Origin of the sequence: Amycolatopsis cihanbeyliensis, from assembly GCF_006715045.1 — a bacterium.
Classification (GTDB): Bacteria; Actinomycetota; Actinomycetes; order Mycobacteriales; family Pseudonocardiaceae; genus Amycolatopsis; species Amycolatopsis cihanbeyliensis.
Map to the genome: position 1 here is coordinate 1471173 of NZ_VFML01000001.1, position 16044 is coordinate 1487216.

Genomic DNA, 16044 nt, shown 5'->3' on the forward strand with positions numbered 1-16044 from the left:
CCCCAGCTACCACCCCGGCCAAACCCCGATACCGACGAACCACTCCCCCCACACGCCCCCGGCTACTCAGGCCCCGACCACCCCGGCAACAACCCCCGGCTCGCCGGTCCCATGTTCGGCCCGCCCGAGCCACCACCAGGGACGGGTCCGTGCCTGGCCTGGCACCGCGACGACATCACCGGCAACATCCGACGCTACATCGTCGCCCTGGCCATCCTCGCCCTCGGCAGCTCCGTGCTGTCACTCCTGCGCGGCGACACCTTCGGCGACGCCCTGACCTACTGGCCAGTATGGATCGTCATCGTCGTCTTCGCCTACCTGATGTCAGACCCACTGACCTTCAAAACCATGTCCGCAGGCGCCGACTGGCTCCAATGGGGAACCCGCAAACGCTGGTACCACCGGACACCACGCACCGGCCACATCAAATTCTACGACCTCGTCTCCATCACCGCCTCAGGCTCCGGAATCACCATCTACCTCAGACTGGAAGACACCGAAGGAAACGTGCTACACCGGATGCCGCACGCACTCCAACAAAACAGACACATATGGGACCTGCTATACAACGGCATCCTGCACTCCGTCGCCAACGGAGCTGAAATCGACAACCTCGCCATCAAAACCCTCCACCTAGAAGAAACCCAGGCACTGCAACTACGTCGACAGATCTCAACAACAGACGACTAGCGGTTTGCGTTCTCGCTAGCACTGTGGGCGACTCCACATAGATCAACTCCTCGCCACAGCAAGGTTGACCACGCTTGAGGAAAGGCTCAGCTGGGCAGCCCGGAAGCTGAGGCTCGCGTGCCGCCGTTGGCCTCGTCCACGCAGAGTGGGCCCGACATGAGCACCAAGGAGACGGTCTCGGCCTGAGGCCAGGTATTTCTCGGGTGGTGTTTCGCTTCAGCCTTCCACATGCAGCGCGGCGGTGATCATGTCCTCGTCGACCTCCATGGGCACCTGGCCGCTGGCCAACGCACCGCGCCCGACCGTCTTGATCTCCGGCGAGGGGACGAGGAAGTCCTCATGTCGAGGAGGCGGGCAATTTCGGACCGGCGGCCGACGTGCCAGCCGCCCCTGCTCGGTGGGCAAGGCACCTGACCCGGACGGACCAGCACTGCCGACACAGCCAGCCTGACCGTGAACGCAGATCCGGGCGTTGCGATCCTCGCTGGCCCGCGAGGGCCAGCGCTGCGCGCGCAGTGCCACCTGCCCCTCGACCGACTGCAGGTTGCGATCCTCGCTGACCCGCGAGGGCCAGCGCTGCCCGTCATCAGGCCGGGGTCGTCTCGGTGTAGGCGACGTTGCGATCCTCGCTGACCCACGAGGGCCAGCGCTGCCCTCATCTCGCGGGCGAGCACCTGCACCTTCTTGGAGTTGCGATCCTCGCTGACCCGGAAGGGCCGGCGCTGCCTTACGCATGGCTCTCCTTCGGTTGGGCAACGGGCGGTTGCGATCCTCGCTGGCCTGGGAGGGCCGGCGCTGCTCGTGGAGGGTGTCGGCGTGGAAAGCGCTCGTCGCTGTTGCGATCCTCGCTGGCCTGGGAGGGCCGGCGCTGCCAAGGTCCCGCACATCGACGTGACTGAGACGGTCGAGTTGCGATCCTCGCTGGCCTGGGAGGGCCGGCGCTGCTGCAAGACCTGAACCGCGAGATGAGGCGGTACTGGTGTTGCGATCCTCGCTGGCCTGGGAGGGCCGGCGCTGCTGCAAGACCTGAACCGCGAGATGAGGCGGTACTGGTGTTGCGATCCTCGCTGGCCTGGGAGGGCCGGCGCTGCCCCCGGGACAGGAGGACGACATGGCACTGGACGAGTTGCGATCCTCGCTGGCCTGGGAGGGCCGGCGCTGCTCAGCTCCCCTCGACGAATCGAGGGTTGAGGAATGTCGTTGCGATCCTCGCTGGCCTGGGAGGGCCGGCGCTGCCCGGCCGCCGCGTGAATCCCCACCCAACCCAGAAAGGTTGCGATCCTCGCTGGCCTGGGAGGGCCGGCGCTGCCCGGACGGGTGCGGATGAAGCCGTGCTCCGGCTCGACGGTTGCGATCCTCGCTGGCCTGGGAGGGCCGGCGCTGCCTCGGCGGCCGCGTAGGGCTCGCTCGGGTTGTTGTCGTTGCGATCCTCGCTGGCCTGGGAGGGCGGGCGCTGCTGATCACCGCCTGTTTGGTTGAGCCCGAGCTCGCCGTTGCGATCCTCGCTGGCCTGGGAGGGCCGGCGCTGCTTGCCGGGCCTGCCACGCCTGCTGGTGATCCTGGTTGCAGTTGCGATCCTCGCTGGCCTGGGAGGGCCGGCGCTGCGACGACATCGAGTTCGACCGGTTACGGACCCGGTGGTTGCGATCCTCGCTGGCCTGGGAGGGCCGGCGCTGCCGAGGACTCCCAGCGGAAGCGGGAGAGGGCGATGAGGTTGCGATCCTCGCTGGCCTGGGAGGGCCGGCGCTGCAACTGGAGTCCGGCGGTGGCGCGCTCTTCCCGACGTGGTTGCGATCCTCGCTGGCCTGGGAGGGCCGGCGCTGCGCCAAGTCCTACCTGAAGATGATCCGCCACGAGGCGTTGCGATCCTCGCTGGCCTGGGAGGGCCGGCGCTGCAACTGGAGTCCGGCGGTGGCGCGCTCTTCCCGACGTGGTTGCGATCCTCGCTGGCCTGGGAGGGCCGGCGCTGCTACACCAACAACACCACCGCTGCGGGTGCGCTCGCCGTTGCGATCCTCGCTGGCCTGGGAGGGCCGGCGCTGCCGATCGCCTTGAAGTCTCAGCAGTTGCTCAAGAAGTTGCGATCCTCGCTGGCCTGGGAGGGCCGGCGCTGCCCGTAGCCGTTGGTGGTCCCGTGCACGTGATCAGGTTGCGATCCTCGCTGGCCTGGGAGGGCCGGCGCTGCCCTGCGTGAGCTGGGTCGCACCCATTGAGTGGCCTTGACGGTATCGCGGATTCCACATTTTGGGATGACATGCCTGAGGGTGGTTCGGAACGTGCCGGCGTGTCGTTTGACACCTGGGGTTCCGAAGGGAGCGTTGTGGGTTCGTATTGCTGACGGGGTCGTGACGGTTCACTTTGCGTATCAGTGTCGGCCGATGGTTCGTGTTGGTTGGAACGGATGTCGTGGTTCTTGAGTAGTCAGATTACAAGTGGGTCGTGGTGGGCGGCGTTGATTGCGGCGCCGAGGTGTTGTGCGGTGCTGAGGGTTCCTCGGTCTAGGTGGTATATCCGGATGGAGTCGCGGTCGGGGTCAATGATGTCTCGTAGGCGTGCTTCGAGGGTGAGTTTCTGTGCGGGGCTGCAGACGATCTCGAAGACGGACTTCTGTACGCGGTGGCCGATGCCTTCGCAGGTCTTGGCTACGCGTCGAAGCCGTCGTTGTCCTTGTGGTGTCGTGGTGTCGACGTCATAGGTGATCAGTAGTTCCATTAGGTGGGTGTCCAGGGAAGGTAGGTATCGCTGTCGCCTCGTAGGTGGCGGGCGAGAAGACGGGCTTGAACGAGCGGGAGAAGTCCAGCAGGGATCTTCCGATCCAAGCCTGCGTGCGGCCAGGCACGTTCACGTGCTTGAGACCATTGTTCGAGGAAGAACTTTCTGCCGTCGTCGGTGAGTTGGACGGCACCACCAGGAAGGGTTTCGGTGTGCTGTGGGGTTAGTTGTTTGCGGTTAATCAGGGTGAGTACGAGTCGGTCGACAAGCAGAGGACGTAGTTCTTCCATCAGGTCGAGCGCGAGGGCGGGTTTGCCGGGGCGGATGCCATGGAGGTATCCGAGGTAAGGGTCTAGTCCGACGTGTTCGAGAGCTCCGTGCACAGCGGCGCGGAGCATGCCGTATCCGAACGAGAGGAGACAGTTGGTGGCGTCCGTGGGTGGTCGGCGGCTGCGTCCGGTTGCGACCCCTGGAGCAAGAAGGTTCAGGCCTTGGAAGTAGTCACGTGCGGCGCGTCCTTCGATGCCGAGTATTTCGGGGAGGTGGCTGGCGTTGTCGAGTTCTGTCAAGGCGTATGCGTGGCGTTGAGCGAGGTCGCGAAGTTGGGTTTGCCGATTGCCGGTTGTGTCACGGGCTGTTCGTAGGAGGAGTTGGCGATAGTTGTGCAGTTTGCCTGCGACGCACGCCCGGGCGATGTCGCGGCGGCGCGTGGGGTCGTCGTGTGCGCGGAACTGCGCGAGGCGTAGCAGGGGGTTTCCGTTGAGAGGGCCAATTGTTTTGGCAAGGAATCTGCCGTTACGGGTGACCCAGGTGACCGTACGTCCGTCGGCGGCGCATCGGTGGAGGAGGTCGTCGGAGAGGGCGACCCCGTTCCAGGCCACGATATGGTCGATCCGGATCAGGGGGATGAGGTTGCGGCCGGACCGTTCGGGGTGGGCGATGCGGAGGGCGTCGCCGTCGAGGTGGAGGCTGGTTCCGGGTGTGGTGGCGAACAGCGTGCGCAGGAGTTCGGTCATCACCAGTCCCCGGGTTCTCGTGGCGTGCACAGGCGGGCTCGGGTAGCGCTGGGGGCGTCGGGTAGGCACCCAGGGCTCAGGGAGCAGCGGCGGCAGCGGGCATCGTGGACGGGTGGCGGCAGCGTGTGCTGGTCCAGAAGGGTGCGGATGGCGTGGGTGGTGGCGAGTACTTCCCTGCGGAGAGTCTCGTCGACGAGAACGTTGTGTCTGTGGCGATCGCGGCCGGAGAACACAATTCCGGCGGGGATCGGCACCCCGAACATTTCGCGCAGGCACAGCACTTGGGCGGCGACTTGCAGGTCTGCGGGGCCTCCGGGACGGTAACTGCCGGACTTGTGTTCGACCGGTATGGGATGTCCCGCGTCGGTATCGAGGTGCACGGCGTCGCAGATGCCGTGCAGTCCGAGCACGTTGCTCCAGACGGGTAGGGAATGCCAGACCCGCTGGCCAAGCCGGTCGTGGGAGGATCCCGCGCGGTCGACGGTGGCGTGTGCGAGGTCGCCCCGGACGGTGTCGGTGTTGGACTCGAAGTAGGACTCGAGTCCGATCAGGGCGGCTTGCCGCGGGCAGTAGGCGTAGTGTTCGAGGAGGGACAGCGGGATGCTGCGTACCTCGTCCGCAGGTGGGTTACTGCCGGGGTCCATGATGGGTTCCTAGCCGATGAGTTTGGTCAAGGTGATCCCTGGGGGTAGTCCGTCGTCGTCGAGTGACACGACATAGTCGTGGAAGGAACGTGGCGGGGTGTCGGGGTCGGTGCGGGTGATGGTGAGTCGTTCGGTGAGGCGGTGGGCAGGAGCAGCGCCGAACGCGTCGGGGTGGCTGAACACGTACAGCCCGCGCGGGGTGAGTCGTCCGCGGGTGGCGGAGCGGTCATGGTCGAACATCATGTCCAGCGTGCGGTAGAGCAGTTCCAGGTCTCGGGAGTCCACGCCGGTCTGTTTCCCCCGGGTGGCCGAGTAGTACAGCTCTGCTTTGTATAAGCCGTAGGGGACGGTCCATTTGCCGCCCATCTCGGTGGTTTCGCCCTTGTCGATGTCTTCTTGGCGGGTTTGGGTGACGCGGGTGATGGCGTGGTCCATCGGGAAGACGGGGTCGTTGCTGCGGGCCATGGTGATCTGTAGGGGGCCGCGGATCTGGCCGAGGGCGTGAGTTTTGCCGACCGAGAGCACCGCACCGAACAGGCGGATGTCGACATAGCGGTCGCACAGCCAGGCCCGGGCCTGGGCGGCCTCGTCGGGGGTGACCTTGGTCTTCTTGTCCAGGCTGAGCCCGGTGGCGGTGTAGGCGGCCTCGAGTCGGGGGTTCAAGGCGTGGCCAGCTTCGACGAAAATCCCGTACCGGAGATCGTCGGCTGCGGCGAGTGCGAGGGTGTCCCGGATCTTGCGTTTGAGCGCGACGTCGGTGATCAGCCCTTGCCCCGACTCGTCGTCGGTGCGGGGCCGGTTACCGGCGTCGGGATCGCCGTTGGGGTTGCCGTCGGTGACGTCAAACAGGAACACCACGTCGTGGCGCACGGTGGGATCCACGTGGGGCACGGTCATGCGGGCAACTCCTCGGGTTCGGTAGTGGTGCGGCGGAGGGTGGCGAAACGGTGGGCGCGTTGGTGGTGGTAGCCGAGCAGGAACTGTGCTTGCTGGGCCACGGTCGTGTAGCCGGGCAGGCCAGCCGGGGCTGCGAGTAGTTCGAACAGCTCGTCGAGCGTTTTCTCGTGGTTGACTGCGGCTCCACGCTTGCTGCGGCGGAGTTTCCGCAGCCAGGCGTTGGCGTCTTTGCGGCCGGTGACCAGGGCGGCGCGGGGGTTGGTGATGGCGCCGGCGAAGTACCGGTCACCGTAGGTGCTGTTGAGCGCACCTCCGGTGGCGTCGTACTGGAGGGCCTCGAGCGCGGCGAAGGTGCGCCCGGCAACGTAGGAGGGATCGGTGTTGGTGGGGTCCAGTCCGGGCATCGGGGTCTCCGTGGTGAGGGGGGAGCGTAGAAGGGCCAACCGGATCAGCCCGGCGCGTGCGGTGTCGAGCCGGCCATCGGTGCGTACGCGGTGTAGGAGGTGCGCCAACACCGATGGTGGCAGGGCAGTCCGGCGCAGGGCCGAGCGCAGCAAGTCCCGTTGAATTCCGTCCGGCCGGGCTGCTCCCGGCGAGCCCAGGCGGGCATACCGCCGGTCACGACGCAGCCAACGGCCGGTGACCCGCACCAGCTGTTCCAGCGATGCGTGGGGCCGCTCCTGCGGGTATAAGGGGGCGATTTCGAGCTCGTGGAACCACGTCGTGATGTTTTGCTCGAGCTGGGTTAGGGGCATCTCCAGCCAGTCCCGCACCATCACGCGAGAGATGTTGCCGCCGACGGTCAACGCGCAGAACGTCGCAGCATCCGCCGGGCGGAACGTGCCGGTGTGTACCGAGCCCAGCAGATCGTGCACCTGGTCGGGGTCGGGATCGAACAGCAGCGTCACCGGGTCGATCGTGACCGGCGCGGTGGTCCACCAGGCCAGCCGGCTGTCCTGCCCGCCATAGGATGCGGTCTGGGGTGAGTCCAGCAGGTTCACCAACCCGGCCGAGATGGCCTCCCCGCAGGTCAGACACATCGGGGAGCAGGTCAGCTGGGTGGTCAGGTCGTATCCGAACACCCGCTCGTTCACGCTCACCAGGGCCGCGTCGTTGCTGGCGCCGGGCACCAGACGGGCTGGCACCTTGCCCGGCACAGTATCCAGCAGCGGGCCAGTCGTACCGCACACCAAGCACAGGCCGCTGCCAGCGCCTTTGCGGCGGGCGACCTCGCCGGTCCAGAACGGCACCACCGAGGGGGCTTGATACGCGGGTTCGTTCGCCACCGTGATCAGCACACCTTGTTTCGCGGTGAACTCCGTCGGCTGCCGCAGTTGGTGGAGGGCGCCGGATCGGTAGCAGGCGGCGACCGCCTGCGCGACCGGGTCGTGCCGGCCCTCGGGGCTGTTGGCCCATCGCTCCATCAACTCGGCGAACGCGGCATGACATTGGGCCACCCGCGCTGGCTTGCTGTCCCGATCGGACCAGCCCAGCACGTACTGCACGTCATCAGCGGCCAGGTTCGGGGCAACACCCACAGTGCGTACCACGGCGGGCACACGATGGACCGCGCCACGGGGCGTACCCGTGGTATCCGGAAACACCAGGGATTCCACGCTGTCGCCACACGGCTGGCCCTGCTCGTCCAGGCGCAGTTCCCAGTGAAACTGCCGATCGCGATGAAACGGTACCGCCGTAGCGTCCCGGCCCGCGTAGGCAGCCAAGCGTTGCAGCAGCATCATGCCACTCCGCTGGAGGGAATGCCCTGTGCTGGCACGTGCAACACCCCGTTGTCCAGGCGCGCGGTGAACCAGGAAAACGACGGCGGCGTGGTCGAATGATCCACCGAGTGCAGCATGATGCCCAGATCCTCACTGTGCTGCCAGGGTGGCCTCGTGTCCGGCTCGCCAAAGAACGCGGTGCATTCACGTGTACCGAGATACGGCTGGGAGAAACAACTTCCCCGCTTCACCCGCCGGCGAAACTGGTCCCGGTAGGCAGCCGCGGACGCAGTCGCGTGCTCGCGCAGCTGCACATGGGCGTGGATGCGGTACTCCACGTCCCGCAGGCACACCGCGTGGCGCTGCACTCTGTTAGCCACCGTGTCCACTCGGCGACGCCCGGATGCGGCCTCCGCCAGTGACGCAAGATCAGTGGTTTCGTTGCGCCGCATAGTGAACTGCCGGATCTCCTTCAGCACCTCGATGGCGACCACCCGCCAGGTGAACTCCGGCTTCCAAAAGATCGCCTCCAGCACACCCGCCGCTGCCGACGGCGTCATGACCGGATAAGACACCCGCTCCACCTTCAACTCCGGCCGGGTGAATAACGCCGCCTCGCCCCACACCTGCACCACCACCGGCGGGGTACTCGACCGCGCCCGCGGCAGGTCGCTACTCACCACACCGTCTCCTTCCCGATCTCCCCCTCATCGACGCCGACCTGCAGGTCGTAGTCACCACACCACTCCCACAGATCCTCGCGACCCGCCACGACCGGGCGGCACAACGCCCGGACGGCGGGATCGGCGGCCACCGCCCGAGGGATGGACACGGTGTAGCCGCGTAACTTGCGAAGGGCATCGCCCACCGGGCCCTCGGGGTTACGCACCTGCTCCAGCAGCCCCTCAACCTTCACCCGATCGGTGTAGCCGGCCACCACCACCGCCACGGCATCTTCATCGATCATCCGAAACGCCAACCGCCGGTCACGCGCCACACCCGCCCCCGGATCGACCAGGGGTCCATCGGCCACGGCAGGAAAGTCCAGCCGCGCCCGGTTCTCCTGGATGGCCACACCCCGACCGGCCCGATCCACGTTCAACCCTCGATACAGACTGCGGTAATAGGCTGCCAACGCGTCCGGGTCATCCGGCTGCGCTCGGCCAGGGCCGAAGAACCCGAGCGTCTTGGCCACCCCCGCCCGGTAGAACATCGGCACCGGCGCGTCGACCGCATCGAACACCACCACCCGCCCCGGCTCCGGGCGCAGGCCCTCCCGGTTGGCCCGCCCCGCAGCCTGCTGCAGCGACTCCGCCGGCGCCAACGCGCGAAACACCACCGGGAAATCCACATCCACGCCAGCCTCGATCAACTGCGTCGACACCACCCACACCGACTCCCCCGCTCCCAGCAGTTGCTGCACCTGCGCCAACACCGCCTGACGATGCCGCGGACACATCCGCGTCGACAAATGAAACACCCACCGGCCCGGACTGTGCATCGCCACCGCCCGATACAACCGGCGGGCGTGCCCTACCGTGTTCACCACCACCAGCGCCTGACGCTCGGCGGCGACATCCTGCGCCACCTCTTCCAACGTCGGCCGGGGATCCTCCACCCGCCACTCGTACTCAACCCGCCGCAACCGTCGAAACAACTCCACCGGCTCATCCACCAACTCCTGAACCGGCAACGACTGCCACACCGCCAACGACTCAAACGACGGCTGGGTCGCCGACGCCAACAACACCGTCGTCCGAAAATGCTCCGATAAGATCCGCAGCACATCCAGAATCGGAACCAATAGCGACACCGGTAACGCCTGCACCTCATCCAGCACCACCACCGCGTTGGCCAATCGATGCAGCTTCCGAGACCGGGCCGGCATCCGCCCGAACAACGAATCAAACAACTGCACGGTGGTCGTCACCACGAACGGCGCATCCCAGTTCTCTGCTGCCAGCCGCATCCGCCGCTGATCGATCTCGGTATTGGAATGATGCTCCAACACCACGTCTTCACCCAGCAGCTTCCGGTACACCTCGGCGTTCTGCTCCGTAATCGTCGTGAACGGCACCGCCACAATCACCCGAGCCAGACCGTGCTCCGCGGCGTGACGCAGCGCGAAGCCACCCGCCGTCAACGTCTTGCCCGACCCCGTAGGAGCCGGAAGCCGATACACCCCCGGCCGCAGACCCGCACGAGCCACCACCGACTCATACAACCCAGCCCGCACCTCATCAATCGGCGACCACGACCGCTCCTCTAGCAACTCCGACCGACACCGCTCGAAACGTCGCACGAGCCCATCCATATCCGCCGCAGATCTCACCCGCGGTCCATCAAGATCGTCAAAATGCGCCGCCGTATCCAAATGATCAGCATCCACCAGCGCCGAGAAAACCATCCGAACACCCACCTCCAACACACGCGCATCACCCACCCAGGCGTCCGGCAGCAACACCTCCCCATCCATCAACCCCCGCGCCTCCGGCACTTCGCCAAAGAACCGCTCCAGCGATTCAAGATCACCCGGACCACGCATCCACTGGCGCAACTCACCCAACCCAGGCAAACCCCCGTGATGCCCCAACACCCCCAACGCCGCCGCACCCGCCCGCTTCACCACCAATGCCGCACCCAACTCCTTATGCGGAACCGCCACCCGCCGCCCCGAATCCGCAACCCGTTCCAAACCCTCCTGCCAGGCGCAACTCGCCTTCCCAGCGTCATGCACCAACCCCAACGCCCCCGCCAACGCACCGGCCCCGAACGAGTCGGCAAACCCCCGCGCCAGCGACGCCGTAGACCGAACATGATCAGCCAGCAAATGCCAACGCCCCGCCCACCTACTCGCACTATGCGCCCACATACAGCCAACCTTCGTCTCGTCGTCAGACCGCGCGACAGTATCCCCGGCCACCGACAAGCCGGTTCGTGACCTGCCACCACAAGCTTTCTCCGGCGAGCCCGACAAACGGGTCGAGCCTCCGGTGGACACCGGAGGCTCGACCCGTTTGCGCACCTAGCCGTATCGCGCACAGTTGCGATCCTCAGCCTGAAAGGGCTGCTGCCAGCAGACTACCAGCTCTGATTCTGTGCTCGGTAAGGTTACGTGCTTGTCGTGTGCTAGCCTCCGCAGTCAGCCGGGAGCGCGGATACCCGTCTGCACCATGCGCCGCTCTCACCAAGATCAACAGGAGTCTTGATGCCTCAGCGCGACGCGGCACGGGCGGCGGACGCGACCAACGAACTGCTGGGGACAATGGTCACGGCCCTGCACCCCTCCGACCCCGCGGAACTCCGGTGACCACGCGAACGGGCAGGCCGTCGGGCGATCCGCGCACCGTGATCGGCCTCATCTACCGCATCATCGACGAGCCTCGGAGAGCGGCATGCACCATCGCGATCCTCGTCCTGCCGCTCGGGGTAGTGTCCCAGGTGCTCGGGAGTGGCTCGGTGTTCGGCGTGCCAGTTGCGTGGATCGGCGGCGCGTGTAGTGCTTTGGGCACCGCGGTGCTGGCCTGGCTTCGCCGACGAGCCCGGAAACGTGCGGAAACGGCCCCCGATGACGACCAGCGGTGAAGCGGCCACAGACCCAATCCGTTCACCCGTCGTCCTTCGGGCACGCCACATCAGCCTGGCAGGGCTACACCCACTGTCGAGACGGGCCACTCGAGCCGCGGGGCCTTCGGTACCCCTCCAGAACGAGGAGGAACGAAAACCTCTGACCTGCGCACACACACTCAACGTTTCTGATCAACCCAGATGCCGACCTGCCTTGACACCTGTCGACGCTCACGCAATTCCCGGCGCCTGTGCACATATTATTCCGCAGGTGGTGGGTCCGTGTGGTGATATTCCGCCCTGTGGCCTCCTTCAGTGCCCGCCGGGAACGCGGGGGCGTTACCCCGTACATGTTTCACGACATGGATGATCTGGCTAGGATGGGATCGTCACTGGCCCCGGAGGGCCGGCGCCACGCCAGTGGATCATCGTGCGGTCCGGGGCGAACCTCGGTGTTGCGATCCTCGCCGGTCCCGGAGGGCCGGCGCTGCACGAGGCACGAGCACATCGTCGTCGGTGCCGTTGTGGTTGCGATCCTCGCCGGTCCCGGAGGGCTGGCGCTGCGGGCGTCCTCGCCGCGCCCCTTTTTGCTGTCCTGGTGGTTGCGATCCTCGCCGGTCCCGGAGGGCTGGCGCTGCCCTATCGGGGGCGCAACGTGTCGCCGCGGGCCGGGCGTTGCGATCCTCGCCGGTCCCGGAGGGCTGGCGCTGCCCTATCGGGGGCGCAACGTGTCGCCGCGGGCCGGGCGTTGCGATCCTCGCCGGTCCCGGAGGGCTGGCGCTGCACGGCCCGGCCAGGGCGATGCGCGCCTTGGACGAGGTTGCGATCCTCGCCGGTCCCGGAGGGCTGGCGCTGCCCTATCGGGGGCGCAACGTGTCGCCGCGGGCCGGGCGTTGCGATCCTCGCCGGTCCCGGAGGGCTGGCGCTGCCCGTGGGGTTCCTCCGGACTGATCACCCCATGCACCAGTTGCGATCCTCGCCGGTCCCGGAGGGCTGGCGCTGCTCGCCGTGCTCATCCCGCACCACATCCGCCGACAGTTGCGATCCTCGCCGGTCCCGGAGGGCTGGCGCTGCTCGGCGCTGCCGTCGCCGTGGGCCAGCGCGTAGTCGTTGCGATCCTCGCCGGTCCCGGAGGGCTGGCGCTGCTCCGATGGAACGCTGGAGTTCTCCTGGTCACCAGATGGTTGCGATCCTCGCCGGTCCCGGAGGGCTGGCGCTGCTGGCCTCGCCATCGCCGAAGCGCTGGCCCAGTTGCAGGTTGCGATCCTCGCCGGTCCCGGAGGGCTGGCGCTGCCGTGGGGTTCCTCCGGACTGATCACCCCATGCACCAGTTGCGATCCTCGCCGGTCCCGGAGGGCTGGCGCTGCATGAGCGCATGGCGAAGCACGGATCGAAAGCCGAGGTTGCGATCCTCGCCGGTCCCGGAGGGCTGGCGCTGCCTGATCGTGGACCGGTGGGACATCGTGGACGCTGGCGTTGCGATCCTCGCCGGTCCCGGAGGGCTGGCGCTGCCGGGAGGACACCACCGGGGACTACCGCACCAACCCGTTGCGATCCTCGCCGGTCCCGGAGGGCTGGCGCTGCGGTCCGCGCACGTGGATCTGGACGCGATCGAGGCCGTTGCGATCCTCGCCGGTCCCGGAGGGCTGGCGCTGCCCGGAGGCGATCTACCGACAAGCCGGCAGTCGAGACGTTGCGATCCTCGCCGGTCCCGGAGGGCTGGCGCTGCAGCGGGCCGACGTGGACCGCATCATCGAGGCCCTGGTTGCGATCCTCGCCGGTCCCGGAGGGCTGGCGCTGCGGTCAGCTCGTGCTGGACCCGGACCTGTCGCCAGGGTTGCGATCCTCGCCGGTCCCGGAGGGCTGGCGCTGCGGGTTGTACGCCAGATGATCCGCAAGGATGCGATAGTTGCGATCCTCGCCGGTCCCGGAGGGCTGGCGCTGCCCGTTCCCGGGGCGGCCCCGCCGCCCCCGCTGGTGTTGCGATCCTCGCCGGTCCCGGAGGGCTGGCGCTGCTGGCGCGAGGATCACCAGAATGCGCCCCAGCGAGTCGTTGCGATCCTCGCCGGTCCCGGAGGGCTGGCGCTGCCGCGATGGTCAGCGGCACCAGGCTGTCGCCGAACGAAGTTGCGATCCTCGCCGGTCCCGGAGGGCTGGCGCTGCGACACCTGATGTGCGCCTACTATGCCGATGTTGCAGTTGCGATCCTCGCCGGTCCCGGAGGGCTGGCGCTGCCCCACATCAGCAGGGACGACATCCTACTGATGACCTGGATCGTCCGGTCGAGCCCAGATCGTGGGATGACACGCCACAGTTTAGTTGGGAACCTTCCGGTGTGTCGCACCACGCTTGGGGTTCCCAACCCGCCATGGAGGACGTCCCGGCGGTCCAAGGGTATGGTTCGCCACTACCTGCGCCAGTTTCGCGCCGCCGCGCATTCCCAGCGACCCCGACACCAGCCGCTGTCGGTCCGTCGCGTCGTCGGCTGGATCATGGCCGACTCGCAGAATACGGACGCTACCGACGACCAGCCCGCACTTCACTTCTTCGTGCGAGGGCTACGCAGCGATCAGGACGCGGTCACCGCCGGGCTCACTCTGCCCTGGAGCAGCGGGGGCGTTGAGGGCCACGGGAACCGGGTGGCGATGCTGAAACACCAGGTGTTCGGTCGTGCCAAGCCCGACGTGCTCCGCAAACGCGTCCTGCTCGCCGACTGAGCCGGATAGGCTCGATCACAGAAGGCGTGCCAGAACCACGATTCGGACGCCACGCCTTGATCAGATTCACGTGCCGCCGACACCACCCGGCGTTGTTGCGGGGTCTGCACCTTATCTATCGTCGTTGCCTCTGGTACCTGCTCCTGCGGTCGGCCACGGGTTGTCGGCAGCCTCTGCTAAGACAACCAGGTGTATGTCTTCGGCGGCTCGGTCCGAGAGGCAGCCGAGCTACTGGATGGCTCGGCCGACGAGTTCGTAGCTGGGTGTGCTCGTCGGTTCCGTGAGCTGCATGGTGAGGATCCTGGCTATCGGGAGCGGGCCAGCTGGCCGGTGCTCGTGCGTGCCATGATGCGGGCTGGGCTGGGCGAGTTGTGGCTGGGGCTGGAGTTCTCACTGCACGGCACAGGTCAGCGTGTTGACGCGCTTGTCCTCGGCACTCGCGCGGACGGCGGGCTGCAGGCCACGGTTGTGGAGTTGAAGCAGTGGAGCGACTGCGTACTGCTGGAAGCTGAGCCGTCGAGAGTCCTGGTTCGCGGTGAACTGCTCACGCACCCGTGCGCGCAGGTAGCCGGCTATCTGTGGTATCTGGCTACCTGGGTGCGGCGGGCGGAGTTGGACCTGCTGGTGCGGGGTGTGGCTGTGCTGCACAACGCGTCGCCCAGCGTGGTGGCCGACCTCCGCGGCTCGGTCGTGCGTTCCACCGGAAGCGACGAGATCGCCGTCCTCGGCCGCGCCGAGCTGGACGTCCCCGAGGCCGTCCGCGCTGGCCTCGCCGCCGATGGCCTGGCCGGGCCGGCGGACGAGCAGATCAAGGCGGTGCGGGAGGCCCGGCACATCCCACCGTTGTCGCTGTTCACGGAACTGGAGCGGGTCCTGAACAACGACTCGAGCATGACCCTGGTCGGCGAACAGCAGGATGCGCTGTTGGAGCTGCGCAGCAGGCTGAAGGCGGCGTTGTCCGCGCCCGGACGGCATCTGATCCTGGTGACCGGCGGTCCGGGGACCGGCAAGTCCGTCATCGCCGTCCGGCTCCTCGCCGCGATCCCGAAGCTCGCCGAACAGCTCGGCACCACCTGCACAGCACGGTATCTGACCCCGTCGGGAACGCTGCGCTGGCAGCTGGAGCGCGCGGCGGGCCCGGCAGGCAAGGGCTTGTTCCACACCGTGCGGGGATACCTCAAGGCGAAGCCGAAGGAGCGCCATGTGCCGGTCGTCGACGAGGCCCAGCGGATCGCCGATGCCGTGCACAAGATCCCGGAGATCCTCGACGCCACCCGGCTGGCGGTGCTCTTCCTCGACGAGAAGCAGATCATCCTGCCCAACGAGGGCATCACCTCTGATGCGCTCGAACGGCTCGCCGGCGGCAAGGGGGTCACGGTCAGCCCGATCAACCTGGTGAACCAGTTCCGCTGCGCTGGATCGCAACGGTATCTGGGCTGGGTCGACGCGTTGCTGACCCAAGGGCCATCCCCGCGGCCATGGACAGATGACGAGTACGACTTCGCGACTGTCACCGACCCGCAAGCGCTGAAGAACTGGGTCGACGCTCATACTCGCGACGGCACGACCGCGCGGATCTCCGCGGGGTTCTGCTGGCCATGGACCAAGGGCACCGCAAAGGACGAACTGCTCGACGACGTCGAGCTGAGGTGGCAGGACCGTGCCAGTGGTGCCGAGCGTGAGCTACGCCTGCCGTGGAACTCGAAGTTCGAGAAGCCCGACCGCGAGGGCAACGTCGCCATCCCGCACAGCCAGGCCTGGGCCACCGATCCGGGTGGCCACGAGCAGGTCGGCTGCATCTACACCGCACAGGGCCTGGAGTATCCCTACAGTGCCGTCGTCCTGGGCCCGGACCTCGTCCGGCGCAACGACCGGTGGCAAGCCCGCCCCGACCGCAGCTGGGACCCGGCCATGGAGGGCGTGACGCCCGAGCAGTACCTGGTCCTGGCGTTCAACATCTATCGTGTCCTGCTCACCCGGGGCACCCGCGGCTGCCGGGTGTACTCGACCGACCCGGCCACTCAGCGGTACCTCGAACACCTCATCCCTACCCGGGCAGGCGAGTCATAGGGTGGGTGGC

General features: G+C 67.1%; 12 protein-coding genes and 2 CRISPR repeat arrays. Of the genes, 4 read left to right on the plus strand and 8 right to left on the minus strand.

Annotation, left to right across the window (positions count from 1 at the left end; translation table 11 throughout):
• The first annotated feature begins 111 nt into the window (after nucleotides 1-111).
• Nucleotides 112-690: a hypothetical protein gene (locus FB471_RS06390; protein WP_141996431.1), complete on the plus strand. Its 579-nt coding sequence runs from the start codon at nucleotides 112-114 to the stop codon at nucleotides 688-690.
• Between the two features lie 216 nt (nucleotides 691-906).
• Here FB471_RS06390 and FB471_RS06395 read toward each other — a convergent pair whose 3' ends face one another.
• The 8 genes from FB471_RS06395 to cas3 form a co-directional block, all read right to left on the minus strand.
• The gene (locus FB471_RS06395) at nucleotides 907-1095 is read right to left on the minus strand and encodes a hypothetical protein (RefSeq protein ID WP_141996433.1); all 189 of its coding nucleotides are present in this window, start codon (nucleotides 1093-1095) and stop codon (nucleotides 907-909) included.
• A gap of 66 nt (nucleotides 1096-1161) precedes the next feature.
• Nucleotides 1162-2875: a CRISPR direct-repeat array (repeat unit 37 nt; unit sequence GTTGCGATCCTCGCTGGCCTGGGAGGGCCGGCGCTGC).
• A gap of 236 nt (nucleotides 2876-3111) precedes the next feature.
• Complete coding sequence (cas2, locus tag FB471_RS06400; protein WP_141996435.1) at nucleotides 3112-3402, minus strand: CRISPR-associated endonuclease Cas2; 291 nt, start codon at nucleotides 3400-3402, stop codon at nucleotides 3112-3114.
• Nucleotides 3402-4418, minus strand: a complete 1017-nt coding sequence (gene cas1c, locus FB471_RS06405) for a type I-C CRISPR-associated endonuclease Cas1c (protein ID WP_141996436.1) — start codon at nucleotides 4416-4418, stop codon at nucleotides 3402-3404. Before cas1c ends, cas2 begins: the two co-directional genes overlap by 1 nt.
• Nucleotides 4418-5062, minus strand: a complete 645-nt coding sequence (gene cas4 / locus FB471_RS06410; protein ID WP_141996437.1) for a CRISPR-associated protein Cas4 — start codon at nucleotides 5060-5062, stop codon at nucleotides 4418-4420. The genes cas1c and cas4 overlap by 1 nt, the downstream gene beginning before the upstream one ends.
• Nucleotides 5063-5071: 9 nt before the next feature.
• On the minus strand, nucleotides 5072-5959 hold the full coding sequence (gene cas7c, locus FB471_RS06415; protein WP_141996438.1) for a type I-C CRISPR-associated protein Cas7/Csd2: 888 nt from the start codon (nucleotides 5957-5959) through the stop codon (nucleotides 5072-5074).
• Entirely contained in the window at nucleotides 5956-7701 is a 1746-nt protein-coding gene (gene cas8c, locus FB471_RS06420) for a type I-C CRISPR-associated protein Cas8c/Csd1 (protein ID WP_141996439.1), read from the minus strand. Before cas8c ends, cas7c begins: the two co-directional genes overlap by 4 nt.
• Nucleotides 7698-8360, minus strand: a complete 663-nt coding sequence (gene cas5c / locus FB471_RS06425) for a type I-C CRISPR-associated protein Cas5c (RefSeq protein WP_141996440.1) — start codon at nucleotides 8358-8360, stop codon at nucleotides 7698-7700. Before cas5c ends, cas8c begins: the two co-directional genes overlap by 4 nt.
• Nucleotides 8357-10552, minus strand: a complete 2196-nt coding sequence (cas3, locus tag FB471_RS06430; protein ID WP_141996441.1) for a CRISPR-associated helicase Cas3' — start codon at nucleotides 10550-10552, stop codon at nucleotides 8357-8359. The genes cas5c and cas3 overlap by 4 nt, the downstream gene beginning before the upstream one ends.
• A 434-nt stretch (nucleotides 10553-10986) precedes the next feature.
• On the opposite strand from cas3, the gene FB471_RS06435 reads away from it, so the two are divergent.
• From FB471_RS06435 to FB471_RS06445, 3 genes are all read left to right on the plus strand, one after another.
• A complete protein-coding gene (locus FB471_RS06435; RefSeq protein ID WP_141996442.1) occupies nucleotides 10987-11265 on the plus strand; it encodes a hypothetical protein in 279 nt (92 codons plus the stop codon).
• Nucleotides 11266-11701: 436 nt separating this feature from the next.
• Nucleotides 11702-13482: direct repeats of the CRISPR family, unit length 37 nt; unit sequence GTTGCGATCCTCGCCGGTCCCGGAGGGCTGGCGCTGC.
• A 161-nt stretch (nucleotides 13483-13643) separates the two neighbouring features.
• Entirely contained in the window at nucleotides 13644-13964 is a 321-nt protein-coding gene (locus FB471_RS34465; protein ID WP_211357961.1) for a transposase, read from the plus strand.
• A gap of 348 nt (nucleotides 13965-14312) precedes the next feature.
• Nucleotides 14313-16034, plus strand: a complete 1722-nt coding sequence (locus tag FB471_RS06445; RefSeq protein WP_170220726.1) for a DNA/RNA helicase domain-containing protein — start codon at nucleotides 14313-14315, stop codon at nucleotides 16032-16034.
• Nucleotides 16035-16044 lie beyond the last annotated feature (10 nt).